We start from the raw sequence: 23,483 nt of genomic DNA, 5'->3' as shown, positions 1-23,483 counted from the left end.
TTTGGCTGGCTGCAAGCTGAGCCACGGAGAAGGGATGATGGAGCAAGAACACGCGCTTCCTTTCAGAGGGTGAGTCGAATGAAGTTGGAGACGGCTTCGTCGGTCGCCCCGTCCAGGGCCGCCTCCATCAACGCCGCGTGAAGGGAAGTTGACCTGGCCCCGGCGCCAGACGTGAACCTCCCGCCCTCCTCCACGGCGGCGATCTCGGTTCCGTCACAGACGAAGGTGGTTCGGGCCTGCCACCGCCTCTCACCCAGGTGCGTGAAATCAAAGTCTCCCGTGAGCGGGGCGCTCGCGGCGAGCGTCAGGACCTGAACCGAGGCCGAGGTGGCGTGCAGCATGACCGGCTGCCAGACGGCAAGCAGGGTGGCGGCGTTGCCGCAGTTCCTCAGCCCAGTAAACCCACGCGCTGGGGTACGGCTGGCCGTGAGGTCCGCAGCGCTCCGGCCCAGAGGTCACCGCCGCTGCAAGGGCGAGCAGCTGTGTGCCGGGAATGGACGTCACGCTTCCTCCTCCGCCAGCCGCAGGGCCGGTGCCACTGGCCTTGCGGGCGAGGTGGGCAAGGCCGTGAGGCAGAGCGCCAGGCCCACGAAGAGGGCACCGCCCGCCAGCAGGGCGCCGAGCTGCAGGCCTGTGACGTAGGAGGGGCTGGAAGACGCGGAGGCGACCAGGGCACCGAAGACCGACACACCGAGGGCAGTGCCCAGTTGACGCGCGGTGTTCAGCAGGCCCGACGCCATGCCTGCCTGCGCCGCCGGCACGTGCGCCAGGGCGACCACGGTCAAGGCGCTCAGGCTCACGCCCAGCCCCAGACCCCATCCGCCGAAATTCAGGGCCATCAGGCCGGGCGGGCGCTCCAACCCGATCCCGCACCACAGCAGGGTGCTAACGGCCGCCAGTCCCAGACCGACGGTCAGGGTGAACCGCGCTCCGCGGGCGGGGGTCAACCGTCCGCTGAGGGCTGAGCCCAGGGCGAATCCCAGGGGGAAGCACAGCACGAGCAGGCCCGCGCGGGTGGCGCTCAGGCCCAGGTGGGTTTGCAGGAACACCGTGAGGAAAGGCAGCAGGCCGAAGGTGGCGAGGAAGGCGAGCAAGCCGGTGAGGGTCGCCGGGATAAAACCGGGCGCTCGGCGCACCGCGAGGTCCACGAGTGGACGGCGCGCCGAGCGCTCGACCCGCAGGAACGCGGTCAGCGCGACCAGGAAAAACGCGAGCAGCGCGAGGATGGGCGGTGAGCTCCAGCCCCAGACGCGCCCCTGCGCCAGGGCCAACACGCCGCTGCCCAGGGCCGCCACGATCAGGATCAGCCCAGGAACATCAAAGGGTTCACGCCGTCCACTCCTGGGGGTCTCAAAAGGCACGCGGAGCGCTGGCAGCAGCGCGCCCAGGCAGGCAGCGGCAAGGAGGGCAAAGGGGCCGTGCCAACCCACCGCATCGACGAGCAGGCCCCCCACCACGGGTCCTAACGCGATGCCCAGGCCGGACGCCGTGCCCCACAGCGCCAGGGCCCGGGTCCGCTCCTGCGGGGTGGTGAAGGCGTGCGCGAGCAGCGCGAGGGTGGCAGGCTGGACCAGGGCGGCCCCTACGCCCTGTACGGCGCGCCCGGCGAGGACCGCGGGGAAGGTGACCGCGAGCGCTGCCAGCAACGCGCCCAGTGCGCTCACGCCCAGCCCGGCGAGCAACATGCGGCGGTGTCCCACCCGGTCCCCCAAAGCACCCGCGGCGAGCAGCAGGGTGGCGACGGCCAGGGTATAGGCGTTGACGGCCCATCCCAGATTCGGGCCGACCCGCAGGTCGCGGGCGAGCTCGGGCAGGGTGGGATTGACGATGGACACGTTGAGCATCACGACCACGAGGGCGACGCTCGCCGCGAGCAGGGTCGGGCGCTGGATGAGAGGGGTCACGGCACTCCTTCTCAGACCAATCGGTCTGTTTTAAGGACAAAAAAAACTCAAGCCTGCAGAGAGGCGAAGACGGCCTGCAGGCTTGAAGCGACGCGGTCGAAGTGGTTGAGATCTTCCGTGAGGCGCGCGACCATCACGGCACCCTCTACGGCAGCGATGGTCAGGGAGGCGATGGCCGCTGGATCTGTGTCGGGGCGCATCTCGCCCGACGCGATCCCCTTCTCCACGATGCGCGAGAGGGCGTGATGCCAACCCTCCACGACACCCAAGGCGCGCGCGCGCAATTCGGGATGGGTATCGTCGGCGTCGATGGCGGCATTCATAACCGGGCAGCCGCCGGGAATGAGGGGAGCGGCCAGATTCGCGCGGAAGGCGGCGACGAAGGCGTAGAGGCGCTCGGCCGCGGGTCCGGGCTGGGTGAGGGCCGCCGTGAACCGGGGCCGGAGCGTTTCGGCAGCGTGGTCGAAGGCGGCGAGGGCAATGGCGTCCTTGCTCGGGAAGTGGTTGTACAGGCCGCCTTTCTCCAGCCCGGTGGCCCGCATCAGGTCACTGAGGCTGGTGCCGCCATAACCCCGCTGGCTGAACACCTCCATGCTCCGCTCCAGAATCATCGTGCGCGTGCGGTCGCCCTTGCTCAACACCTCTCCTTTCAGACCAATCGGTCTGAAAGGATGGTACGTTGAAGTCGGAATTGCCGTCAAGGGGAGGAACAGAGGTGCGGCCGCACGCAGTGGCGGTTCCCGCCGCACTCCTCAATGGGCAGCGCCTCACTGCCTGGCGGCGCGCCGTTTTGCCTGGGTGGCACCCGGTCCCTGGGGAGTCAGGAGGTCTTGACCGCGCTGCTGCAGCCGGTTTTCCCCCTGTGGCCTCATAGGAGACCGACAGATGGGGCAATGCGGAGCCCGCGCCCGGCTGACTGTTCGGTGCTCGGCGCACACGTGCGTCTGGCGGTGAATGGAAGGGCCAACCATGAGCCATGCTCGCCCAGAACGCACCTCCCGCGCGTCCGCCGGATGACGTTCCCGTTCCTCACGACTGAAGGCGTGTCAAGCGCAAGCCATCCACGAGCCCATGCGGGCGCTCCGAACTGTGCCGGTGCTACTGGACATGAGCCGCGACATGGAGCGCCTGTGCCCGGACACCCTGCACCTGAACTACGTGAACCCGATGGCGATGAATATCGCCGGACTGGCGCGGCAGTCGCAGATCAAGACGGTAGGCCTGTGTCACAGCGTGCAGCACACGGCCTCGGAACTCGCAGCGGACCTCGGCATTCCCGTGGAGGAAACCGACTTCCTGTGCGCAGGGATCAACCACATGGCCTTTTACCTGAAGTTCGAGCATAGGGGTGAGGACCTGTACCCGCGCCCGATGCAGATTGCCGAGGAAGGCCGCGCACCCGCCTGGAACCGGGTGCGTTACGAGATGCTGCGCCGCCTGGGATACTTCGTGACCGAAAGCAGCGAGCACTTCGCGGAGTACGTGCCGTACTTCATCAAGCGCGGGCGAGAAGACCTGATCGAACGCTTCGGCGTGCCGCTGGACGAGTACCCCCGCCGCTGCGAGGCACAGATTGGCGGCTGGGAGGACCTGCGCGAGAAGTTGCAGGACCCAGGCGCTCCGCTAGAAGTCAAGCGCAGCGTGGAGTACGGCTCGCTGATCTTGCACAGCATGGTGACCGGCCAGCCCCGGGTCGTGTACGGCAACGTGATGAATGACGGTGGACTCATCAGCAACCTGCCGCACGACTGCTCAGTGGAACTGCCCTGCCTGGTGGACCGCCAGGGCGTCCAGCCTACCCGCATCGGGCGTATACCCCCGCAGCTCGCCGCCCTGATGCAGACGAACATCAACGTGCAGGCCCTGACGGTGGAGGCGCTGGTCACCGGCAGGCGCGAACATATCTACCACGCGGCGATGCTGGACCCCCACACCGCCGCCGAGCTGGACCTCAGTCAGATCTGGAGTCTGGTGGACGACCTGCTGAGGGAACACGGCGACTTCGTGCCGCGCGAGTTGCAGGCAGCAGACTGACCGGCCTACAACTTACCGGACCCATGGTCCCGTTCGTCTTGACCAGGGCTGTCAACGGTCCAGCATTCGAATGGTACGTCCGCCACCTGAGCTGAACGTCCACCATGCCTCCTGCCGAATGATGACGCTCCGGACAACCACGGGGTGATCGGGCAACAGGCTGACGTCAATACACACCGCCTGGTCTCGCCCAACCATCAAGTGGAGCTCAATCTTCTTGGGGATCATGACGCTGAACCCAACCCGCCGGTGAACCCTGATTGCCGGAGAACCTCGTCAGGATGGTCGCTCTTGCTGCACAAGCGAGATTTTCGTCCGCCGCGTGATGAGGTTGTGCCGAGCACCAACCTGCAGCAGGGCCTTTCGACCAGGCGGGGTGGCACATGAGTAAGAAACTCTGCGTTCCTCCCAACATCTTCCTATTCCCATTTTCCTCAGTACCCGGCAGTTTCCCGGGTGAGGGTCTGGAACGGGACCAAGAGGTCAATCAGCGGGAGGAGAGGCGCATCTTCGCGGTGCGCCTCCTGGCGGATGGCTCGAACGAGGGCGCGCAGACCCAGCGTGACGACGCTCCACGCCCGGCGACCATGCTGTTTGTCTGGGCAGATCCGAGGATGCCGACCAGAACGCACCCGACGTAGGGAGGCACAGGAGGCGCTCCACGGTCACGTGGAGCGTCATAGGCGCGCGCTCCAGTTTGGAGCCCCTCCTTTTGAGGGCCCGAAACAGGCACTCGACCCGGAAGCGCTTTCGATACTGCGCCGGAATGGCGGTCACTGCACCCGTGTTGCTCGCAATGATCAGCGCTTCTCCATCCGGCGTGTACGTCAGGACGACGTTCATCGGCTGCCCGTAGACCTCAAGCTGCTCGATGAGCAGACCGGCAAAGCCTGTCTGAAGACGTCCTGGCCAGTCCTGGGCCGTCCACCCGTCTATCTTGCTGCCTGCGTCGCAGGCGCACACAGATGGGAATGCCCTTCTGCGCCGCCCCCTGAATAGGGTCGTGCCCGACGAACTCACGATCCGCATACAGCACGCGAATCTGCGGCGCGGTCAGGAGACACAGCGCGTCATCCATCAACGCCTGTCGCAACGCCGCATCACTGCTGCCCCCATGGGGCAGCAGTTCGAACAGCAGAGGGACGGCGACACCGCGCCAGAGGACCGCCAGCATGAGGGCGTTCACGTCAGTCTGGCCATGCTTCCCGTTCGTGCGGTCCATGATGAACTCGCGTGGACGTGCCTGTGGCAGCAAAGCGAGTACGGCGCGGGCCACATCGGCAGGGGTGGGGGGGTGACGATCAAAGACCCGTTCCACACGGCGGATCACGGAACGGGTCTGCGCGCTTCCAGAGAAGCGCGCCGCGAGCGCTGCGTGCCGGACGTCTTTGGCCTGCAGGAGGGCCAGGACCATCGGCGGCAGCCGTTCCACCTGGTTCCTGCACAACTCCGGGAAGTGCGCCGTGAAGCAGCGGGTCCGTTTGGCCAGGACATCAGGAGACGTGTACTGTTCTCGCGTGTCTGACACCCTTTTTCAAGCCCTCCAAGAAACTGCTGGGTACTGAACCCATTTTCACCCTATACACCTGGGCGCTCGCCAACAGGACTTATGGTCAAGAAACTGAAAGTACCATTGGCAAATAAAACAATTCGAGGTGTTCAAGAAGTCGAAGATTTGATCGTAGGAGAATGTGAAAGACTTAGAAGTTGCCCTCAGGAAGTAAAGTCACCGACTCTCTTTCCATGGATCGAGCATGTCCTAGACTCACCTTAATACCGTACTACAGGTGCCCGGTGGGCTTTCCACAAAGGCGAAAAATGGGCAGGCTCAACGACCGAGACTTGGCTTAAATTCACGCCACTGGCCCACATCAACAAAGCCCAGACGCCTATAGATCGATAGGCCGTCCTTGGAGGCTTGTAGCTCAACGTGGTGCATGCCCTGCGCTTTGGCCACCCGCAGAGCACGTCTTGTCAAGGCTGAACCAATTCCCCGTCCACGGAACTCAACACGGGTGGCAACATTGTACAAACCTGCTGTTCCATCAGTGCTGAGACATAATTCGGCAGTTGCGACCACCTGGTCCTCAAGGCAGCCGATCAGGAGCACCACCGGACTGGCCGGCCTCAAGACCTCGTTCACGGCATTGCCGTAAAAGCGTTTGACTTCGGGATCTGGAGGCGTCCAGTTCGCAGCGATTACCTGAGCGTACCCAAACAAATCCTCCTCGTTCACAACACGGCGAATATGCAGCGTTGTCGGTTCACTCGAAACCTGAGTGGACTCTGTCAAATCGGTCGCCATCGCAGTTTCGTCTTCCGCGTGAACCAGACCCTCGGCAACAAGAAGCTCAGGCAGACCCGCCGGTTGGTCCTGAGGACCAACCCACCAGGAAAATGGACGGTTCCCAAACATCTGAATGGCTTTCTTGATGCGGGTCGACGCCTGTGAAGCGCTGAGGCACGCACAGGTAATGACGTTAAAGGTGTCGCTCGCAAGGCCACTGTCGACCACCAGCAATTGACCGTCGTCAAGAACTTGGGCTTGCGGTTGACAGGCAGCAAGCGCCGTGTAATGGGTAAGTACATGCATTGAAGCTCCAGAATTTGGGGATAGACGGCGACGCAGCCTCCTCCCATGGGAATTCGAGAAGAACTTGTGAAATGTGACACAAGAACACGCTTGGAGCATCTGTTAAAAAAAGGACTTCTTTTCGACCGAGCCCAGCGGGCGAACTCGAATGAGCCTTGGAGAGAATGGGGAGCCGTGAGGGATGCCCGTCCATTCGCGGCGCAATTGGGACGAATGCTCTAGTGACTCACCATGACGAATGAAAATACAGGGAATGTGTTGTCAGGATACCCTCTCCTAAAGCCGCTTTTCGGCTTATACAAATTCTGATTGGATCGCCCATAAAACGATCCAATCACAACGGAACGAGCAGGAGAAAAACGTGTTCTGGGTGGGAAGTTGGCAAACTGGTGGGCTTCCAGTTTGTTGTTTCTCATGGAACCACCCTACTTGTCCTGGCGTGACAAGGGAGTGACACGTTGCTCAGCCCTCACCAAAGGCCCCCTTTCCTCCCCTTGCCTGAAGCAAGGGGAGGAAAGGGGGCGAGCGCACTTGGCGCTCCGAAAAGCTGTCGCTGTAGCCATCTCCTTTGCGCAAGGTCGAGAAAAATCGATGATAAAGGCCGTCCACCTGCGGAAGCTTGAAGCTGCCCGTGGCACGGACGGAGACACGCCCGCTATACGTCCCCGCCTTCTTGCCCGACGTCACGACGGCCCACACCCTGTTCCCCGTTTGAAAGCCGAAGAACACCTTCTGGCAGCTCCGGTGCCGGATGGGGAATCCGTATTTGTTTGTGCCGCACATCTGACGATTTCCCCGCCCCCTACGGGTGACCTTCAGCGGCTTCAGGGGCGCGACCCGTACTTGCTCGCCCGACGGCCCGACGCACGCCGCATCAACCCAGTGCGCCTTTTCGTAGCCTTGCTGGTGGCGGTTGGAGCTGGTCTGTGCTCCGCTGCCCATTTCCACGGGGTAGCCGAACCGCTTCAACTCGTCCAGCAGGCGGTACTTCGTCGCGTTGACCGCAGCGGAATCCACAAGGCTGGTTTGCTGCTGTTGCTGAATCCTCCGCAGCACGGCGGGCTTCTTCGCCAGGAACTCTTCAAGGGTCAGGTTGCCTTTGGCTTCGTTGCACTTCCGGCAGGACCAGACCAGGTTGGTGACGCGGTTGGAGCCACCCCGACTCCGGGGGGCAAGACGCTCCACTTCCTCGCCCTTCTTCCCGCAGTAGGCGCACTTGTCCTCCCATTTCTGCCGCAAGTAGGCGCGGACCTCGGTGCCGAACCGGGTTCCTTTCTGGTCTTCCCCCTGCTCCATGTCGGGGTTCATCATCTTCTGGGTATCGAAGCTGACCAACTCCATTGCGAACGGGTCCAGCGGCGTCCAATCGTCTCGCCCAGGAAATGATGGTCAGGACGCGGTGTATCAAGGACGGAGGTAGCCAACCAGCGGGCCTGGTGCGGTTCAGGAAGCGGGCGGGTCGATGACGAAGCTTCCGACTCCGGCGACTGGATCGCGGCCCTCGCCTTGCCTGGAGCTTGAGTTTGATGGCAAGGCCCCGGTGCGCGAGTTCTGCGCCCCAGATGCACTGCTTGCCCGTCTTGCCCTCCAGCACGAGGGCCATCCCCGTGGTCTTGGAGCCGGGATCCAGCTTCAGAGCGAGGAGCTTGAGACTGGCGAGCGGACCCGGCCTTGAGAATGATGGTGAACGGGTAGCATGGCAGCTCTCCCTGCTTCCGGCATCTTCCGCGCCCTTTTTGCCGTGCATGGCATCAGCGGAGTACGGTCTGGGTTGAGAACGAACACTCGGTTTGACCTCATTTTCCTTGCGCGTAAGCGCCTTGTAACGTTCGCCTAGAGGGGCATTTCTGAGCTTGTTCGTGCCTTACGGGGGGCGCGGGGTTTCCCTTCCCGGCTTTCTTCTTGAGGCGACAGCGCTTCCGACTCGCGAGGCATCTCAAGGTGTCGTGACTGAGATCTTTCAGTTTAGGCAGCATGGCGCTGGTTCTCGTCCCAGACAGCTAAAATCTGCTTCTGCGTCCTTTCCAACTCGAAAAGCGGCACCCAGCCGACATATTTTATGCGTACCTGTCGAGCGAAAGTGCCCCAATCAGGCCAAGCGGAATCCGCTTGGCCTGACCCGGTTTGGTCCAGGTACTCGAAGTGACAGAGCAGAAAACAGGCCAGGCTCAGACAGAGGGAGCGCAGGACGCCCAGTTTGGTCTTCTGGCCGAATTTGCAGGGAGGCAAAGCGGCTCTTCAACGTTTTGAAGAGGGCCTCGATCTTCCACCTGCGCCGACCTGTTTGCTTCGCGGTCCTGGGCGTCCTCCGCCGGGAGGACACGAGAAAGCGTTGTTCCTGCCGTTCTCCCTGTTGGCCGGGAAGCCAGATCCAGTACAGCCACAAGGGAAGGTCAGACAGACCTTGGAGGAAGACCCGACGCTGCTGCGCCGTGATGTCTTTGCTGACCGCTTACGGTCAGCCGATCCGCCCGCATCCCCACGGTAAATTCCAGGCCGAGCGCTCGAATCCCAGCCATGAAGGTGGCGCCGCCAAACCCGGCATCTGCAAGAAGGTGCACCTGTTTGGCTCGCGAGCGGATCGCTCTTGGGAGGTGCTGAACCAGCCGCAACGCCAGGTCTGGGCGTGAGGGCGTGGCTAAGACAGACCAGATCTTGAACCCCCAGGGCAAACGGAGGTCCCCACAGCAGAGGTACAGCATGACGACATGCAGGCCACGGATCCCATTCAAGGTATGGATCCAGCCGTCCAGTTCAGCAAACACGCCTTCTTTCGCGATGGAGGTCGTGTCGACGATGATCTCCATCAGCGGTGGACGCCCGCAGCGTCCACCCAGGGAGGCCTGGAACGTGTCCAGGGCATGTTGGCGCACCACTCGCAGGAGGGTACGCAAACTCCAGCGCTGGTGGTTGAGAAAGCGGCTGATGGCCCCAGGTGATTTTGCGGTAGACGCATGAAACCGGAAGATCCCCAACGCCTCCAGGAAGCAGCTCAGGACGACCTGCAGGTTGTCCCGATGCTGCTTGCGGCCACAGGAAGTGAGCATGGCGGAGTGGGAGCCGTCCAGCACGGTCATTTCCCTTAAGCACGCCCTCAATATGAGGTGGGAAGCCGTCCTGGACGTTTTTTTTCCAAACTGAACCATCTCAGATGACTCATACGGATTCCGATTAATTTGTTATGCAAGGCCACCAATGGAAGAAGGTGAGAGAACGGATTCTCTCCCTCTGCTGTTCCAACCGACGACACTGCTCCGCAAGCAACACGGTCAGGTCTTCCAGGGTTTCGAAGTGACGATTCTTCAAGGGAGCATCGGTGAGGGACCAAAGGCGTTCGGCGGGTTGCAACTCTGGGGAGTAGGGCGGCAAGAAGACGAGCTCGATGCCCGGTGGGCACTTTAACTGCGGCGTGGCATGCCACCCCGCACCATCCAAGACCAAGATGATCTCCCGCGTCTTTCCAGCCTGTGTGTCGAGGGCAAAGCGATCGAGCACAGCCTGGAAGGCCGCCGTATTGACCGTCGGCAACAACCAGTACTGGCTCTCTCCCGTCTGAGGACAGACGAACGCACTGATATAGAGCCATTCATACCGGTGTTGGACACGCACGGTCGGTGCTTTGCCTCGCTCGGACCATTGTTTGCCGACGAGGGGTTTCAATCCCACACGGTGTTCATCCATGCACCAGACTTCTACCGCTCGTCCAGTTGCTTCAGTACGCGCCGTAGCTGCTTGGACCACGGCTGGGAGGATTTTTTTTGGAACGCTTCCTGAGTGACCTGGTTGGCCTCGACATGTCGAGGCCGAGGGACCTGGAGGCTATATCCCACCGCATCCAAAAACGCATAACAGCGGCTCAGATGCACGTCCTTCTCCAATTCCTGCTTTACCCAGGACTGCACTCGTGCACCATTCCAGACACCGCCGCTGGCGGTGTCTGCACGAATCGTCCGCACCAGGAGGAGCACTTCGGCGTCGCTGAGCAGGGTCGGTGCACCACTGTTCTGGTGTCGCTGATCTTTGAGCCCCGCCAGACCATGTTGGTGGTACGCGTCGATGATTTTGTCTGCACCTTGATACGAGTAGCCCGTGAGCTTCAGGGCTTCAGCAGCGCTTTTCCCTTCTGCCAGGAACGCGAGGAGGTGACTGCGTCGTCGTTCCACCGCGCAGCTACTCCGGCCGTAGATGCCCCAGAAGTCTTCGGCCGTGTGTTGGAAAGTAACCGTTCTGATCTCATTATTATAACTGATTATTCGGAATCCGTATCAGAAATCGTTTACCGGGGCTTGCCCCGTCTTCGGCTAAGCAAGTGGGGCCTTTCAAAGCCCCCGGATTTATCCCTGGGGTTGCTTACTGTGGTGCGGCCTTTGAAGTGCAGTTCAGGGCAGGGGGGGCGCGCCTTTCTCGGCAAGCAAATCGTTGAGCCCGGCCTCGTCCAGCGTTGAGACCTTCAACGCCCGCGCCTTCTCCAGCTTCCCGCCGCCGTCCTCCCCAGCAATCAGGTAACTCGTCTTCTTCGTCACGCTGCCGCTCACCCGCCCACCATGCGCTTCCAGGTGCGACTTGATCGCATCCCGGGGCCAACTCAGCGTCCCCGTGATCACGAAGGTCAACCCGGCGAGCTGTTCTCCCACCCGTACGTCCACACTGGCTGCCGGTTGAACCCCGGCTGCAAACAGCCGCTCAATGAACGCGCGCATATCCGGGTCCGTCAGACCCTGCACGATGCTCTCCGCCGTCTGCCGCCCCACATCCGGAATCCGAGCCAAGTCCTCAACCGAAGCCGCTTGTACGTCCTGCAGACTGCCATACACCCTGGCGATGCGGGTACTCGTCCCTTCCCCCACGAACGGTAGGCCCAGTGCCCGAATGAAGCGCCACAGCTCCCGCGTCTTGGACGCCTGAATCTCCGCGACCAACTTCTCTGCGTTCTTCCGCCCGACTTTACGCACGGCGCCAGTCGTGGTCTCCCCCATCTCGAGGTGTTCCACCTGCTCTGCAGTCAGTCCGTACAGGTCCGCTGGGTCTGTCACCAGGCCTGAGTCCACGAGTTGCTCGACGAGCCGTTCCCCCAGCCCCTTGATGTCCATGACATCCCGGGAGGCGAAGTACCGAACGCGCAGGGTGCTCTTCGCTGGGCAAGCAGGATTTGTACAGAACGTCCCCGCTGCCCCTTCCTGCCGCACAGCCTCGTGTCCACACCGCGGACAGTGGGTCGGGAAAACAAAGGGCACACTGCTGGTCTTGCGCTTCTCCAGGACCACACTCAGCACTTCAGGGATGATGCCCCCGGACTTGTGCACGCGAACGGTGTCACCAATACGCAGGTCCAGGCCGCGGATAAAGTCCTCATTGTGCAGGGTCGCCCGAGCGACCGTGCTGCCTTCCAGCTGCACGGGCAGGAGTTCCGCCACAGGCGTGAGCTTCCCCGTGCGGCCCGTCTGGACCGTGATCGACTCAACGACAGTTTCTCCTATGTCCGCGGGGAACTTATACGCAACCGCCCACTTCGGGGCACGGCTCGTGAATCCTGCCTCCGCTTGCAAGTGCAGATCATCGAGCTTGACCACACTGCCGTCCGCATCGAACGGCAAGCGCGGGCGCTCGGCCGTCATCTCCGCGTGGTACGCCGCGGCCGCCTCACTCCCAGTGACTCGGCGCGAGTACCCGCTCGTCGCAAACCCTTGGGCTCTCAGCCACTCCAGGATGTCCCACTGTGTCCGGACCGGCACGTTGTCGCGTTTTCCCAGGGCGTACAGGATCACTTCCAGGCCACGGCGGCGGGTTTCCTCCGGGTCCTTCTGACGCAATGCCCCTGCTGCCCCATTCCGGGGATTCTTCAGGAGGGCGCGGCCCTCCTCCTCCGCCTTCTGGTTGTACGCGAGGAAGGCCTGCTTGCTCATGTAGACCTCCCCACGGACCTCCAGTTCGCCCTTCAAGCCAGGAAGTTCGCGAGGAATACCGGGGATACCCTCGATATTCGCGGTGACCTTCTCTCCGACTTCTCCGTCCCCTCGTGTAGCCGCCCATTGCAGCACGCCATCCACGTAATAGAGGTTGACGCTCAGACCGTCGATCTTGAGTTCACAGGTGTAGGCGAATTGCTGATCTCCAACCGGCAGGTTGAGCGCTCGGGCCACCTTCTCGTCAAAGTGTGCGAGTTCTGCGTTGCTGAAGGCGTTGTCGAGGCTCGTCATGGGCGTGGGGTGCCGGACTTTTTCAAACAGCGTGCTGGGACGGCCGCCGACCGTCTGGGCTGGGGAGTCTGGGGCGGCCAGTTCGGGGTGCAGGGCTTCGAGTTCGCGGAGTTCACGGGCCAGGGCGTCGTACTCGAAGTCCGCGATAATGGGGGCGTCCTCTTCGTAGTAGCGCCGGTTATGTTCGGCGACTTCGGCGCGGAGCTGTGCGTGGCGTTCGGCGGGGGTTTGGGTCTGGGTCATGGGGACTCCTGAAGGAAGGTAGACTAACATACATTACGCTGTAAACGTACTAAGAGGAACCGTTTAGAAAGAAGCTATACGCACCTCAAATGCTCAGCAAGTCGGTATTCCTCATGTCCCCGCACCCGGAAGACGCTGAACCATGCGTTCGCTGGGCGCCTCCAGGGGAAAACCCCCGCGAGAAGCGGGGGAAGTGGGAGGGTGCGTCGGTGGTTGTGGTCGCGTCAGAGCGGAGGTGGTTTGGGTCAATCGGGGAGATCCCCCCAGCGTTGCCAAGCGATCAACCCGTCGGCATGATGTCGCAAATACCCTGTACTGGCGCCTCCCCTCCTAACAGCGTGACACCAAGCTCTCCGCCGAACGCGAAGGCCGCATGTGGCTGGCGAAAAGAGACGACGACCGGTGGGCGAAAGTTCGCCTCACTCCCCACGAGGCCTGGGCCGCGCGTCTCGTGCTCGAAGATCCCGACATCATCACCTGCCGGACATGGAAGTCCTACGGAAACACGACGACCCACATCGCCATCAATGAGGACCGGTTCCTGGAACTGATGGTGGAGGCCACGAACATTCCTGAATAAGGTTTGGAAGGCGGGCCGCTTGAGCTTGTCGCCCAGGCGGCCCCAAGCCAGGAAACCCGGCAGCAAGCCGGGCAGCGGCAACCGCCGCCTGCGAAGGGAACGGAGGAGAAGCCTGAACAGAGGGAAGGGGAGGGCGATGACTCCTCAGGCCCTCAAAACGGGAATTGCGAAAATCATAATTTCCGAATTACGGAAACCACAATCCGAGAATTACGCAGACCATAACTCGGGAATTACGAAAAGTGCTCTTCCATACACAGAGCGTCCAACAGAGAGTCCTGCAAAGACCCCAACATCATCAAGCCCCAAGGAGCTCGCTCCCTCTCCCGCTCAGGATGATGATGGCCAGGCGGCGGTTGCCGAAACACAGGAAGCGGCGAACATTCTCCTGAGGCCGGAAGGCGGCGAAGGTTTGCCCCACACAGGTTCTGTTGAGGTTGAGGGGCAAGGTGAGCAACGAGAGTCCCAGCCCTTTGTCTCTGAAAAGGTTCCGGGCACGGCGGGTGGCGCGGCCTTGCTCACCCTGACCCCGATTCCCCGCGAGGTCCTGGCCTCAAGGCCTGCCCGCGATCCAGCCGACGTGCGCCAGGTGCGCTGTTGTTCTGCAGCAACGAGAGCCGTCTACCCGAACTCCAGGTGCACTTGGCGAAGACCACGCCCTCCCGCATCCCCACGAACTGCTCCCCTGCTTGAAGGGCGCGGAGATTCAGCAGGCCGTGGACGCTGCCCGGCACAACATGCCGCTGGACACCAGGGGGCGGGGCTTCGAGGTGCTCGCGCAACTGGGCCTCGACCGCCTGATTGGCGAGACGCTCACCCTGAAGATAATCACGGGTTTGTCCCCCGTCAGCAGGGCTCCAGCCCCGAATCAGCCGCCCCGTCCAGCGCTGGACGGGCCACCTCCACCCTCCCTGTGAGCATTGACGTGGCCAGCCGGTGGGAGCACAAGCACCACGAGGACCGGGTGGTGACGGTGGTCACGTTCGATGGCCCGAAGGTTGAATTGCACACGGGGGAGAAGCTGGCCTGATTCTTGCTGATGAAGGACTACCGGCGTGTGCACCAACCGGCTCAGCGGAGCATGTCGAACAGGTTTGGGAGGAAGGCAATGACCTCCTCCGCTGTGGCAAACGTGCGGAGGGACCGCTCTTCATGGCTGTCTGGATCAGCCAGGCCCCAGGTGATCGGTAGGGGTGTTTGGTCTCCGGAACTGTGTACCCTCGATCTCAATGGCGGTGCTGGCGAGGCCCATGCTGCTATCCCACCCGCCGAAGCCATACCCCATTGCTCGAAGCCCAGACGCTGACCACCGAAGATCAGGGCATCCCTGCCTCCACGGCTTCCACTACGCCTGGACCTGAAGTCTCGCGACGTTCGGGCGTCAGCGTGTAGAGCGGATCATTCATCAGGACCATCCTTTTCGGGGTGTTTCCCCGCGAGAGTTTGGCCTCAACCCCAGCGAGACCACCTGCCAGAACCTCGGGCGCGACTTCCTCGAGGATCAGGGCGAGAGCGCAGCCAAGCTGCCACTCCAAGTCGTGTGAGGACTGTTCTGCGCGCCGCGCCGGAGCAACGGTGACATCGATGTCCACTGGGAAGGTCAGCGCAACCACCGTCATGCCAATCTTTTCCAGATCTCCGGGCAACGCTCCACCAACAGTGCCCGGAATGCGCCGTCCCGTTCCCGGATCTCCCGCCGGGCCTTGGCCTCTTCCAGCGAGCCCGAGATGTTCTCCAGCCCTTTCTCTCGCCCTTCAAGCGTGAGATGCGTTCCATCCACACTGCCCACACCGAGTCGCTCGTCATGCAACACGCGCTTCTTGCTGTTCACGCGCCCCACGTGCACCCAGAGGCCTTCTTGGCCTGACGAATCAGTTGCGTACCCGCAGGACCTTCTCGCCAGTTGTCTTTGCCCGCGAGAAACAACGCTTTGATCTGTCCCCAGGAAACGTGATCGGGGGCGCAGCCGGTTTGCGCGACGTACGCGAGCGGAAACGGCCAGTGCCCCAGGTCGGGGGCGTGAGCCCAGAAGAATGTGGTCGCCCAGTCCCGCTCGTCCTGAACCGCCACGAAGAAACACTGCTTCGCGTACGGAAAGAGCTGTTCGAGGTATTTCTCGAACTGATCGTCGTTGTATTTGTCGTGGAAGGCGCCGTTGTATGTGGCGAAGGGGCGGCCTTCCCTGAGGGTGCGGTCTCCCGTTTGCCGAGGGCCTCTCATGACGCCGATGTCCGGGCGCGCTCCAAGGAGGCTGCCACCCGCCGCAACGGGGTATTTCATGCTGGCGTCCGGAGGAGGCTGGCGTCATCCCGCTGGCGGAAAGCGGCATATGCCTGGACTGCTATACCCCCATGCGTACAGGCAGGGGCACTGCGGCCCTACGGGTAGGCAGACGGATGTGGGACGCCTTGCCTCCTGGTTCGGTTCCCCACTGTAGGGCTTTCAGAGCGTGCTTGGCGGTCGTTTCAAGACCCGGTCGAGCGCTGTCACAACTCGGTCAATCTCGTCGTAGCCGACTGTGAGAGGTGGCAGGAAACGGATGACCAGTGAGGTCGCTGGTAGTGCCAAGACACCCTCCTGTTGAGCCAACGCTTTGATATAGGGGCCGCCCTTCTCCTTCAGTTCCACTCCTATCATCAATCCCAGCCCTCGCACCTCGCGAATTTTGGGGCTTTGGATTGCGCGTAACCGTGCCAGAAAGTAAGCGCCTTTCTCAGCGGCCTGGTCAGGCAACCGCTCTCGCTGGATCACCCGCATCGCGGCCGTTCCGGCCGCCATGGCCAGTGGGTTGCCTCCGAATGTTCCGCCGTGGCCTCCTTTTGGCATCTTTAAGGCGACGTCATCGGTCATCGCGAAGGCCCCAATCGGCACTCCACCGCCCATCGCTTTCGCCAGCGTGATGCCGTCGGGCACAATCCCAAAGTGCTCCATGGCGAACATCTTGCCAGTCCGCCCGAAGCCCGTCTGGATCTCATCGAGAATAAGGAGAGCGCCGCAGCGAGAAGAGAGGGCTCGGGCGGCCTGAATGAACGCCACGTCACCTGGGCGGACGCCACCTTCACCCTGAACAGGTTCGAGTATGACGGCAGCTACGGTATCGTCCATAACGGCTTCCAGCGCCTGGATATCGCCATACGAGACGAATTCTACGTTGGCTGTGTCGATGATGTCCTTAAAAGGTGCGCGGTAAGCCGGCTCCCAGGTGAGGGCCAAAGCGCCGAGACTCCGGCCGCTGAAGCCACGCTTCATGGAAATGAACTTTCGCCGGCCCGTGGCGGCAACGGCGAATTTTTTTGCAGCCTCCATCGCTTCAGTGCCACTGTTACACAGGAAGACCCTTTGCAATGTTTGTGGCAACAGCCCTGTAAGCGTCTGCAGGAATTCAGCTCGCCGGTCATTGGGAATGGTTTGCGCAACCGTGAGGAGTTGTGCCGCTTGCTGCTGAATAGCCCGTACAACTTCAGGGTGGCAGTGGCCTACCGAGGCCACACCTGCTCCTGTCGTGAAGTCCAGGTAGGCCCGCCTTGATCATCCCATACGGTGGTGTTTTCTCCCCGCACAAGGACAAAATCCTGTTTGTTAAACACACCGCTGTCGTGGTGCTTTTCAGTGATCAACGCGCCGAGAGGTGCAGAGACAAGCGTCATTGCATGAATATACAAAATTCTGGTTAATCATTCAAACGAACTCCGTCCTGAGGATGGCTGAACCGGACGGAGGTACCCTTGCGCCTGGCCCGGTATGGCAAGCGGTAGGCGTCCAGAAAGCAGAGGGGCTGTAGGGGGATACAGCCGGCCTGAACTTCAAGCTGCCCGCCACACCGTCTCTTGCCAGGACTTGACGGCCGCTTGTTGGTGGCGTGCGTAGAGCGTGGAGCGAGCCAGGTGGTAGAGAGTGGGGACGCGGGCATGGAGATTGAGAAAACGTTGCGCCGGATGCCGTGGCCAAACCTTGCTGCTGACGTTCCTGCCGTCATGTGGTTCAGAATCCGGTGGTACGTGCCGAAATGAGGATCTTCAGCCAATCCCAAGACGCTCAAGGCAGCCGTCACTGCTCGCTTCCCGGGGGCCAGGAGGATGCCGATGATCAGCCGTTGGACCTGCGGCCGGGTTCTACGAGAGAACACCGGTGCAGGGGCATCAACACTGCGGGTAAACCACCGCGGCAGAGGTGACCTGCTCAAGTCTGACAGGGGGAACAGCATGCTGCTCCCCCTCGCCCTGCTCAAAGTGAAGCCAAGAGTTCAGCAGATGGACTCCAGAATTCGCGTCCATCTGCCCTGATAAAGGGACGTACCGCTTTGACAGTTCGTCCACCCTGACCCTCTCCATAAGAATATGTTCCCAACCATTAGACATGAATATTTTTACAGGTGGATAGATACTTAGAAGTCCTCGTTCATCTCGAATGGCCTTATGGGTGAACGACACGCAACGGTCAGTACAAGGTTGAGCGTTGTCACTCCAGCAGGGCCAGATCGTAGGCCTCGCCGTCCACAGCGCCGCCCGGAAGCGCTGCAAGCATTGCTCCTGCACACTCGGCACTTTCTCAAGGTGCTCGGTCCGTGGCGGTTGCCAGAGGCCACAGCGGTGAATCGCTCGGGCGCACCGGAAGAAAACGGTATCCACCTCAATGGTCACGGCACACCGAGGAGGTATTCCTTTCACCGCAGAGCGTTTCAGCAACTCGGGGGGGGTGATTCGGGCCCTCCCATTGACCCGGAGGGTCTCGCCTATGCCAGGAATCAAAAAGAGCAACGCGGCGTGGGGGTCGGAGAAGATGTTCCGCAAGCTGTCCGCGCAGTTGTTCCCTCGGCGTTCCGGGAGCAGCAAGGTCTTTTCATCGGCAACGGCCACACACCCTCCGGGGCACCTCGTGGTGAAGCGTCCACTCCATCCGGCCTCACCGGAGCCAGAATGGCAAACGGAGAGGCTTCAATCCACCGCTCGTAGACCAGGCACAGGGTGAGCCGGCGCCGAGGACTCCCCTTCCGGACGCAGGAGGACACAGGTCAAGGTGCGCCCGCCCTTGACCTGTGTCCTCGCACACCTCCAGCAGTGCTGAGTCAACCCTCCAGCACCCCGGGGGAGGCCCGCAGCCCAATAGCCTCGATGCCCGTAATGGCGCAGGCTTCGTCGTGGTCGCCCGCGTCACCGGACACCCCCACCGCCCCTACGCAACTCTGATCGGCCGCAACGATCAGCACGCCGCCCGGTGACGGCACCATGCGTCCGCGGCTGGTGGTGGCCAGCGCAGCAAAGAACGTGGGGAACTGCTCGGCGCGCTCAGCCAGCTCGCGGCTGCCAAAGCCCATTCCCAGCGCACCCCAGGCCTTGCCATGGGCGAGGTCCAGGCGCGCGAACCCTGCCCCGTCCTCCCGCTTGCAGGCGATGAGATGCCCACCCGCATCGAGGACGACCACCACCAATGGGGCAAGCCCGTCCCGCCTCGCGTGGGCGAGCGCCGCGTCAATGATGGTGCAGGCCTGTGCTAAGGTCAGCGGTGGTGTGCGCATGTGCCTACATCATAATTTCGCCGTGCCCGCTAGAACAGGAACGGCCGCAACCGGACGTGGCTCCCCTCTTCTTCGTGGGAGATCTTGACGCCAGCACTGACCTGGGTGAGTCTGGCCGTCCTCGGTGGTTGCCTGCTGGTTTACCGCGAGTTACCCGTCTGCCTGCACACCGAGTTTGTCCTTCCCAGGCTTGATCTTCAGGTGCTTGTGGGTGGGTCCGGCCTCGTGCAATTCCGCCTTGCCGATCTTCATCCGGAGGCGAGGCGCTGCGCCGTCCGAACGCGCTCCCAGAGACGTTCTGAAGGTTGGCGGCATGTTGACGGGCATAGGCGGGAGCCGGCCCGGTTGCCAGCAAGACGTGCTGGGCGCCTCAGAAGTGAATTGACGCGGCGTCCTTTATTCAGCTGCCCGTCTCGGCGTTTCACCTGGAGCATATGCCAAAAAGACGACTTCTTTTTGACCGACCAGAGAGCGCTTGAGTGGGCATTGGGGAGAGTGGGGAGCCGTGAGGGGAAGCGCACCCCTTTCTTCCCAATGCTCCAGGCCTCAGAGCCCGCGTCCAGGACGGAGAAACTTCACCATCAACGCCGCCTTATGGCCGGGCCCAGATCGGTCCCTGACCATCCCGAGGACAACGGCCCGTCTGGCTGACACCTTGCTGACACGGCGGTCCTGAAATAAAGGCAGGAGGTCCCACCGCGGGTTCTTCCATCGCCGGCAACTCCAGGGGAGGGCCACATGCAACACGGCATGCACAGCGTCAGCCAGACGGACGTTCTCAGCACGACCTCGCTGCTCCACTACAGTTTTCCGCCCGGCTTCGAGCAACGGCTCGCCGCGGATGAGCGCCTTTCCATTCCTGAGACTCAGTTGCTCCTGCGCGAATACCGGCGCTTCCTGGTCCTGGCCTCCACCGGCCCCGTGAGCCCCAGCCACCGCGTCGACGCGGCCTGGCACCTGCACCTGACCTACACCCGCGACTACTGGGAACGCCTCCCGGAGTGCTGGGCCGCGCCCTGCACCACAAACCTGCGAACGGCGCCGAACATGCCGCGCAACTCAGCGAACTGTACCTGCAGACGCTCGACCGCTACGCGGTGACGTTCGGGCACCTCGCCCCTGCGGAATTCTGGCCCGATCCCCGGCATGCTGGCGCTTACGCCGAAGGACCGGCCACGCAAGTTCAGACACCTGCGCGCAAGCAGCGCAGAACTTGGCTGGTCGGCCTGATCATCTGCGCGGGGTTCGCCGCGCTGTTCTCAGGGTTCCCGGGCGCCGCGTGGCTGCCTACACTGCTGGTGATCATCTGCATTGGAGTGGCGTTCCACCAGCGTCGGCGCCTGTTCCGGGATGGCGCCACCTCCACCGAGACCGCGGGCAGCTGGGCGCTGCTGGGAATCAGTTTCTCGAGTGGAGGAGACGGGTGCAGCGGTGGCGGAGATGGCGGTGGAGACGGCGGGGGCGGCTGTGGGGGCGGCTGCGGATAGCACCTGCCAGGGAAGTAGGCGCCCCAGGGATCGCCTTGATTTTCGAATCAAGCCGGCTTCGGGGTGCAGGGCCACCTCCCAACTGCAGGGCCACGTGGCCTGCCGCCCACGCTCCCGGGGGGTCAGCTCAGCCAGCGCTTTCTTCAGCCCCCGCATCAGTGGGAGACGGCCATGGCAGCTCCTGTACACGGGTCTGGGCCATCAAGCTTCCCTGGAGTTCTGGCGCTTTCCAAGCTGCCTTGAACCCGCCCGCTCCACCTGTACCAGCGGCTTTAAACGGTGCACGGCTTCTTCGATCACGCTGGGGCTGGCCGCTGCGTAGCTCAGGCGCACGAACGCCTCACCGGGCTCGGTCGGGAAGAAGCCACTTCCCGCACTGACCTGCACGCCGGCGCGCGCCGCCTGCTCCGCAAACTCCAGATCCCCCAGCCCTCCTGGCAACTGCACCCACAGGTTGTACCCACCTTGCGGAACGAGGAACAGTCGGGCCTGCGGCCAATGCTGGGTAAGTGCCTGGACCATCGTGTCTCGCCTCACCCGCAGGGTTTCTCGGAGGCTCCCCAGATGCCGCGGCCAGCTCCGCGCAGTCAGAACGCCGAGCGCCGCTTCTTGGAGCGGTCCCGCAAGAAAGTAATCTTCGGTGGCGCGCGCGTTGCGAAGCCGCGTCCAGACTGGTCCCCGGGCGATCAGGGCCGCGATCCGCATCCCAGGCGCCACCGCCTTGGTGAGGGAGCGGAGGTACACGACGCGCCCCTCTCCCGCCAGGGCGAGGGGTGGGAGCGGCTCTCCATGTAGGGTGAGGTCGCGGGCATAGTCATCCTCGATAATGAACGCGCCAGCGCGTTCTGCCGCCGCGAGCACTGCCGCGCGCCGGCCAAGGGCCAGCGAGGCGCCTGTCGGACTGGCGTAGCGGGGTTGCAGGTACAAGACCCGCGCCCCTGAGGAGCGGAAGGCCATATCGAGCAGATCGGGCCGTATACCCTCGGCATCAGCCGGCACAGGCACGGGCCGTGCGCCAACGGCCTGGGCAGCGGCAAGCACGCCGTAGTACGTCGGGGACTCCACCAGCAAGGGTGCACCTGCGGGAAGCAGCGCGCGCAGACTGGTCGACAGCCCCGCCTGTGCCCCCGGCACGATCAGGACGTCCGACGCCCGGTACTCTCCGCCCAGTTCGCGGGCAAACCACGCCCGGAGGGCATCAAGCCCTTCGGCAGGCAGCCGCGACCAGACCCCAGGGCGTTTGGCCGCGTCCCTCAGGGCCGAGCCCAGCAGCTCCAGCGGTTGGAGCGTCTCGTCGGGATAACCGTTTCCCAGGGGCAGGACGTCCGGGAGTGGAGGCCGGAACAGGTCTTGAACGTGCCCAGGCAACGCTGCACGTCCGGCGAGGGTTACCGTCTGCCACCCGAGATCGAGTTGTTGCGGAGTGGCGGAGGGCGCTGCCACAAACGTTCCGTGCCCAGGCCGGGTGGTCACCAGGCCTTCGCGCACGAGCTGCGCCACCACAGCGCTGACCGTTACGGGACTGGTCCCGTAACGGCGCGTCAATTCACGAACGGAGGGAAGTCGGTCACCCGGCTTGGATTCATGCTGAATCAACGCTTTTAAATCGAGCAGCAGGCCTTGCCTACCCGTGACGGCTTCACGCCCGCTGGACATGCCGTTATCATAGAACGTGAAGAACACCAGTAGCGTTACAGCCCTAAAGACAGAAACATCCGGAGCAGAGACAGGAGCAGAGACAGCGGGTTGGTGGTGGGCGGGCCTGGGCGTGTTGTGCTTCAGCCTGACCCTGCCTGCGACGCGCCTCGCCGTGCCTGAGTTCGGGGGATACACCGTGGGCTTCGGACGTGCGGTCGTGGCCGCTCTGTTGGCCGTGATCCTCCTGGTTGTGCGGCGTGAGCGCCTCCCCGAACGCCGTCACTGGCGAGGTCTGGGCCTGGTGGCACTGGGCGTGGTGTTCGGGTTCCCGGTCCTGACGTCGCTCGCCCTGCGAACAGTGCCGTCCTCGCACGGCGCAGTCGTGGTGGGCCTGCTTCCCGCCGCGACCGCGGTGGCCGCCGTACTGCTCACCCGTGAGCGCCCCCGTCCCGCGTTCTGGCTGGTTTCTGCTCTGGGCGTGGCGGCGGTCGTGGCCTTCGCGGCGACAACGGGGGCTGGGCATCTGGAGAGCGGTGACGCGCTCATGCTGCTGGCGGTGCTGCTGGCCGCTGTGGGCTATGCCGAGGGCGGACGGCTGGCCCAGGAGCTGGACGGCTGGCGCGTGGTGAGCTGGGCGCTGGTGTTCTCCCTGCCGGCCTCACTGCCCATCACCCTGCTCGCCTCATGGCCGACCCACCTGCCTTCAGGTACAGCTTGGCTGGCCTTTGGGTACGTGTCGGTGGTGAGCATGTTTCTGGGATTTTTCGCATGGTACCGCGGCCTGGCACTCGGCGGGGTGGCGCAGGCCGGACAGGTGCAACTGGTCCAGCCGGTCCTGACGGTGGGATGGTCCGCCCTGCTTCTCGGCGAGGCGCTCGACGGGCGCACCCTGCTCGCCGCCTTGTTGGTGGTGGCCTGCGCGGGGTTGAGCCGCCTGACCCGTTCCTCCTGACCGGGGAGACCTTCAACACTGGCCTGTGCGGGTCGCGTTTGGACTGGGGAGCGGCCCGGCTCCATGTGATGGGACGTACCACGCCCGGAATGGGGTCCACCTGCCGCGCTACCTCGGTGGCAGCAGGTGGGCCTCATTCCCCCCGGCGTGCGCGGGGCGGCCCCCAAGAAGCGGCCTGCCGACCGTGCCGAGGTAGATGTTGCGTCCGCCTTGCCCCCATCTCCTGACCACTGGCCGCGCCGAGATTCACAGTTCCGAAGGGATCGAGCTGCCAGCGCCTCGCGGCGTCCAGCAGGGCGAGGAAGTGGCCATCAGAAACAGATCCCCGGTTGGCCCCGGC

The 23,483-nt window shown here is 63.0% G+C and carries 24 protein-coding genes and 1 pseudogene; 5 read left to right on the top strand and 20 right to left on the bottom strand.

The genetic code is table 11. The annotated features are described in order from the left end of the window. Window positions 1-62 precede the first annotated feature (62 nt). From B9A95_RS30195 to B9A95_RS30185, 3 genes are all read right to left on the bottom strand, one after another. Complete coding sequence (locus tag B9A95_RS30195) at window positions 63-341, bottom strand: hypothetical protein (protein WP_084051303.1); 279 nt, start codon at window positions 339-341, stop codon at window positions 63-65. Between the two features lie 159 nt (window positions 342-500). Then, on the bottom strand, window positions 501-1,904 hold the full coding sequence (locus B9A95_RS30190) for an MFS transporter (RefSeq protein ID WP_084051302.1): 1,404 nt from the start codon (window positions 1,902-1,904) through the stop codon (window positions 501-503). Between the two features lie 47 nt (window positions 1,905-1,951). Next, entirely contained in the window at window positions 1,952-2,542 is a 591-nt protein-coding gene (locus tag B9A95_RS30185) for a TetR/AcrR family transcriptional regulator (RefSeq protein ID WP_139807174.1), read from the bottom strand. A 433-nt stretch (window positions 2,543-2,975) separates the two neighbouring features. Between B9A95_RS30185 and B9A95_RS30180 the strand changes: the two genes are divergently transcribed. Further along, window positions 2,976-3,938, top strand: a complete 963-nt coding sequence (locus B9A95_RS30180; RefSeq protein ID WP_245808599.1) for a family 4 glycosyl hydrolase — start codon at window positions 2,976-2,978, stop codon at window positions 3,936-3,938. 859 nt (window positions 3,939-4,797) lie between these two features. On the opposite strand, the gene B9A95_RS35945 is transcribed toward B9A95_RS30180, so the two are convergent. The 9 genes and pseudogenes from B9A95_RS35945 to ligA all read right to left on the bottom strand — a co-directional run bounded on the left by B9A95_RS35945 (window position 4,798) and on the right by ligA (window position 12,971). After that, window positions 4,798-5,466, bottom strand: coding sequence for a hypothetical protein (locus tag B9A95_RS35945; RefSeq protein WP_245808598.1), 669 nt, complete (start codon window positions 5,464-5,466; stop codon window positions 4,798-4,800). A gap of 300 nt (window positions 5,467-5,766) precedes the next feature. Further along, window positions 5,767-6,531, bottom strand: coding sequence for a GNAT family N-acetyltransferase (locus B9A95_RS30170; RefSeq protein ID WP_170928876.1), 765 nt, complete (start codon window positions 6,529-6,531; stop codon window positions 5,767-5,769). 462 nt (window positions 6,532-6,993) lie between these two features. Continuing rightward, the gene (locus tag B9A95_RS34335; RefSeq protein WP_245808597.1) at window positions 6,994-7,872 is read right to left on the bottom strand and encodes an HNH endonuclease; all 879 of its coding nucleotides are present in this window, start codon (window positions 7,870-7,872) and stop codon (window positions 6,994-6,996) included. Window positions 7,873-7,930: 58 nt separating this feature from the next. Beyond that, a pseudogene (locus B9A95_RS37440) lies at window positions 7,931-8,134 on the bottom strand (RRXRR domain-containing protein); the annotation flags it as partial. 29 nt (window positions 8,135-8,163) lie between these two features. Next, window positions 8,164-8,331, bottom strand: coding sequence for an RRXRR domain-containing protein (locus tag B9A95_RS37435; protein WP_425429992.1), 168 nt, complete (start codon window positions 8,329-8,331; stop codon window positions 8,164-8,166). A 593-nt stretch (window positions 8,332-8,924) separates the two neighbouring features. Continuing rightward, on the bottom strand, window positions 8,925-9,578 hold the full coding sequence (locus B9A95_RS37430) for a transposase (protein WP_212648431.1): 654 nt from the start codon (window positions 9,576-9,578) through the stop codon (window positions 8,925-8,927). Window positions 9,579-9,702: 124 nt separating this feature from the next. Further along, on the bottom strand, window positions 9,703-10,212 hold the full coding sequence (locus B9A95_RS30150; protein ID WP_084051093.1) for an IS630 family transposase: 510 nt from the start codon (window positions 10,210-10,212) through the stop codon (window positions 9,703-9,705). Between the two features lie 11 nt (window positions 10,213-10,223). Beyond that, window positions 10,224-10,694, bottom strand: a complete 471-nt coding sequence (locus tag B9A95_RS30145; protein WP_084051297.1) for a winged helix-turn-helix domain-containing protein — start codon at window positions 10,692-10,694, stop codon at window positions 10,224-10,226. A 216-nt stretch (window positions 10,695-10,910) separates the two neighbouring features. After that, on the bottom strand, window positions 10,911-12,971 hold the full coding sequence (gene ligA, locus B9A95_RS30140) for an NAD-dependent DNA ligase LigA (RefSeq protein WP_084051296.1): 2,061 nt from the start codon (window positions 12,969-12,971) through the stop codon (window positions 10,911-10,913). 373 nt (window positions 12,972-13,344) lie between these two features. On the opposite strand from ligA, the gene B9A95_RS30135 reads away from it, so the two are divergent. Then, window positions 13,345-13,551 (top strand): hypothetical protein, encoded by a 207-nt coding sequence (locus B9A95_RS30135; protein ID WP_084051295.1) that lies wholly within the window; start codon window positions 13,345-13,347, stop codon window positions 13,549-13,551. Window positions 13,552-14,240: 689 nt separating this feature from the next. After that, window positions 14,241-14,468, top strand: a complete 228-nt coding sequence (locus B9A95_RS30130; protein ID WP_084051294.1) for a hypothetical protein — start codon at window positions 14,241-14,243, stop codon at window positions 14,466-14,468. A gap of 399 nt (window positions 14,469-14,867) precedes the next feature. Here B9A95_RS30130 and B9A95_RS30125 read toward each other — a convergent pair whose 3' ends face one another. The 7 genes from B9A95_RS30125 to B9A95_RS34325 form a co-directional block, all read right to left on the bottom strand. Next, window positions 14,868-15,170 carry a hypothetical protein gene (locus B9A95_RS30125; RefSeq protein WP_084051293.1) on the bottom strand — a complete coding sequence of 101 codons (303 nt, stop codon included), beginning with the start codon at window positions 15,168-15,170 and terminating at the stop codon, window positions 14,868-14,870. Further along, window positions 15,167-15,382, bottom strand: coding sequence for a hypothetical protein (locus tag B9A95_RS30120; protein WP_139807173.1), 216 nt, complete (start codon window positions 15,380-15,382; stop codon window positions 15,167-15,169). Before B9A95_RS30120 ends, B9A95_RS30125 begins: the two co-directional genes overlap by 4 nt. Beyond that, window positions 15,379-15,831 carry a hypothetical protein gene (locus B9A95_RS30115; RefSeq protein ID WP_084051291.1) on the bottom strand — a complete coding sequence of 151 codons (453 nt, stop codon included), beginning with the start codon at window positions 15,829-15,831 and terminating at the stop codon, window positions 15,379-15,381. Before B9A95_RS30115 ends, B9A95_RS30120 begins: the two co-directional genes overlap by 4 nt. A gap of 162 nt (window positions 15,832-15,993) precedes the next feature. Continuing rightward, a complete protein-coding gene (locus tag B9A95_RS30110) occupies window positions 15,994-17,040 on the bottom strand; it encodes an aspartate aminotransferase family protein (RefSeq protein WP_342744641.1) in 1,047 nt (348 codons plus the stop codon). Window positions 17,041-17,690: 650 nt separating this feature from the next. Next, window positions 17,691-18,407, bottom strand: coding sequence for a PNPOx family protein (locus tag B9A95_RS37425; protein WP_212648430.1), 717 nt, complete (start codon window positions 18,405-18,407; stop codon window positions 17,691-17,693). A gap of 209 nt (window positions 18,408-18,616) precedes the next feature. Then, a complete protein-coding gene (locus tag B9A95_RS30095) occupies window positions 18,617-19,066 on the bottom strand; it encodes a GlcG/HbpS family heme-binding protein (protein ID WP_084051289.1) in 450 nt (149 codons plus the stop codon). Window positions 19,067-19,216: 150 nt separating this feature from the next. Beyond that, a complete protein-coding gene (locus tag B9A95_RS34325) occupies window positions 19,217-19,381 on the bottom strand; it encodes a hypothetical protein (protein ID WP_170928872.1) in 165 nt (54 codons plus the stop codon). 423 nt (window positions 19,382-19,804) lie between these two features. Between B9A95_RS34325 and B9A95_RS32970 the strand changes: the two genes are divergently transcribed. Next, window positions 19,805-20,167, top strand: coding sequence for a glycine-rich domain-containing protein (locus B9A95_RS32970; RefSeq protein WP_139807172.1), 363 nt, complete (start codon window positions 19,805-19,807; stop codon window positions 20,165-20,167). A gap of 587 nt (window positions 20,168-20,754) precedes the next feature. Here the strand turns inward: B9A95_RS32970 and B9A95_RS30080 are convergent. Further along, window positions 20,755-22,209, bottom strand: coding sequence for an aminotransferase-like domain-containing protein (locus B9A95_RS30080; RefSeq protein ID WP_084051286.1), 1,455 nt, complete (start codon window positions 22,207-22,209; stop codon window positions 20,755-20,757). A gap of 16 nt (window positions 22,210-22,225) precedes the next feature. On the opposite strand from B9A95_RS30080, the gene B9A95_RS30075 reads away from it, so the two are divergent. Further along, entirely contained in the window at window positions 22,226-23,143 is a 918-nt protein-coding gene (locus B9A95_RS30075; protein WP_084051285.1) for a DMT family transporter, read from the top strand. Window positions 23,144-23,483: the final 340 nt, after the last annotated feature.

Source organism: Deinococcus hopiensis KR-140, assembly GCF_900176165.1.
Classification (GTDB): domain Bacteria; phylum Deinococcota; class Deinococci; order Deinococcales; family Deinococcaceae; genus Deinococcus; species Deinococcus hopiensis.
The sequence above is the reverse complement of the archived record's forward strand: the minus strand, read 5'-3'. Positions and strand labels throughout refer to the sequence as shown.

What these genes read in the sequence shown, in the direction of transcription:
- B9A95_RS30180 (WP_245808599.1), top strand. Translation starts at nt 2,976, where the DNA reads ATGCGGGCGCTCCGAACTGTGCCGGTGCTACTGGACATGAGCCGCGAC.
- B9A95_RS30080 (WP_084051286.1), bottom strand. Translation starts at nt 22,209, where the DNA reads ATGTCCAGCGGGCGTGAAGCCGTCACGGGTAGGCAAGGCCTGCTGCTC.
- B9A95_RS34325 (WP_170928872.1), bottom strand. Translation starts at nt 19,381, where the DNA reads ATGCCGCCAACCTTCAGAACGTCTCTGGGAGCGCGTTCGGACGGCGCA.
- B9A95_RS32970 (WP_139807172.1), top strand. Translation starts at nt 19,805, where the DNA reads ATGCAACACGGCATGCACAGCGTCAGCCAGACGGACGTTCTCAGCACG.
- B9A95_RS30095 (WP_084051289.1), bottom strand. Translation starts at nt 19,066, where the DNA reads ATGCGCACACCACCGCTGACCTTAGCACAGGCCTGCACCATCATTGAC.
- B9A95_RS30135 (WP_084051295.1), top strand. Translation starts at nt 13,345, where the DNA reads ATGTGGCTGGCGAAAAGAGACGACGACCGGTGGGCGAAAGTTCGCCTC.
- B9A95_RS30195 (WP_084051303.1), bottom strand. Translation starts at nt 341, where the DNA reads ATGCTGCACGCCACCTCGGCCTCGGTTCAGGTCCTGACGCTCGCCGCG.
- B9A95_RS30170 (WP_170928876.1), bottom strand. Translation starts at nt 6,531, where the DNA reads ATGCATGTACTTACCCATTACACGGCGCTTGCTGCCTGTCAACCGCAA.
- B9A95_RS37435 (WP_425429992.1), bottom strand. Translation starts at nt 8,331, where the DNA reads ATGAGGTCAAACCGAGTGTTCGTTCTCAACCCAGACCGTACTCCGCTG.
- B9A95_RS30115 (WP_084051291.1), bottom strand. Translation starts at nt 15,831, where the DNA reads ATGAAATACCCCGTTGCGGCGGGTGGCAGCCTCCTTGGAGCGCGCCCG.
- B9A95_RS37430 (WP_212648431.1), bottom strand. Translation starts at nt 9,578, where the DNA reads ATGCTCACTTCCTGTGGCCGCAAGCAGCATCGGGACAACCTGCAGGTC.
- B9A95_RS30125 (WP_084051293.1), bottom strand. Translation starts at nt 15,170, where the DNA reads ATGACGGTGGTTGCGCTGACCTTCCCAGTGGACATCGATGTCACCGTT.
- ligA (WP_084051296.1), bottom strand. Translation starts at nt 12,971, where the DNA reads ATGACCCAGACCCAAACCCCCGCCGAACGCCACGCACAGCTCCGCGCC.
- B9A95_RS34335 (WP_245808597.1), bottom strand. Translation starts at nt 7,872, where the DNA reads ATGGAGTTGGTCAGCTTCGATACCCAGAAGATGATGAACCCCGACATG.
- B9A95_RS30150 (WP_084051093.1), bottom strand. Translation starts at nt 10,212, where the DNA reads ATGGATGAACACCGTGTGGGATTGAAACCCCTCGTCGGCAAACAATGG.